The following is a 938-nucleotide window of genomic DNA, read 5'->3' as shown; positions in this document are numbered from 1 at the left end:
ATTCATGTTCGAGAAGTTCCAGACTCAGTATCTACAAAATTATCAGAGCAAGCAACTCAGTTAGGTTACAGCAGCCGAGACGATTATTTACGTGATGTATTAGAGAAAGTGGCTGCTGACGAAATGATTTATCACAGTGATGCTCGGTACGAAATCGCGATGGAAACTTTAGCAAAACAAGTACAGACGTTCGGCGACATTCTATATTTGAACGTGCGCTTAGGTATGCTTCAATCGCCATTTGAATTTGACCAGGAGGGTAACGTTGTGCGCCGCAAAACGTTCGCCGAAATAGTGGCTGAAGGTAAGAACGGAGGTAATCGAGTTGACTAGTAGATCTAAATATAATCTTTACATTGACGATAAAGTTTTTGAAGTATTTTGTGACTTGGCAGACGAACAAAAAGTACCTCGAGGCCGCATGTTTGAAATGCTATTCGATCAGTACATGCACGACGAGTTAATAAAAGAGCGCAATAAAAACGAGTCCGCCGTTCAAATGAAAATGATGCGTGAACAATTAAACTCGTATGCGGCACAATCAGAGATGCTGATTCAGATGGCTAACACGTTAGCTGTGAAGTTTAACTTTAATCAGTTGATCAACACTAACATTAATGAGTCCGGCATGGTGGCTGAGGCAAAGAAATTTGTTGCTGCCAAACGGCATTCTGAAATTTTAAAACACCAAACGCAACACAACGACACACTTAACAATTAATCGTAAGGAAGTGATCACATGGCTGGTATGCCAGGTGTAATCGAAACAGTTCGTTTTATTCGACCAGGTGCGAAAGGTTTTCAAGGTTTTATTGATTACATGGATCGTGACGAGGCAGTTCGTAATGAACACTTCAATGAATACAGTGCCTTTTCACCCGTTAACTATGATGACTCTTTGACAGCCGTTGAGAAAAATCAAGACAGCGAATTTAAAA

2 protein-coding genes and 1 pseudogene are annotated in these 938 nt (G+C 40.6%); all 3 read left to right on the top strand.

Annotated features, from left to right (window positions below; all coding sequences use genetic code 11):
* Positions 1-333, top strand: a 333-nt coding sequence (locus FC90_RS09375; RefSeq protein WP_057908819.1) for a hypothetical protein, incomplete at its 5' end; no start/stop codon positions are given.
* The gene (locus tag FC90_RS08495) at positions 326-721 is read left to right on the top strand and encodes a hypothetical protein (RefSeq protein WP_057908818.1); all 396 of its coding nucleotides are present in this window, start codon (positions 326-328) and stop codon (positions 719-721) included. The genes FC90_RS09375 and FC90_RS08495, both read left to right, overlap by 8 nt.
* An 18-nt stretch (positions 722-739) precedes the next feature.
* Positions 740-938: pseudogene (locus FC90_RS08490) on the top strand (relaxase MobL); the annotation flags it as partial.

This window comes from Latilactobacillus graminis DSM 20719 (genome assembly GCF_001436415.1).
GTDB classification, from domain to species: Bacteria; Bacillota; Bacilli; order Lactobacillales; family Lactobacillaceae; genus Latilactobacillus; species Latilactobacillus graminis.
The sequence above is the reverse complement of the archived record's forward strand: the minus strand, read 5'-3'. Positions and strand labels throughout refer to the sequence as shown.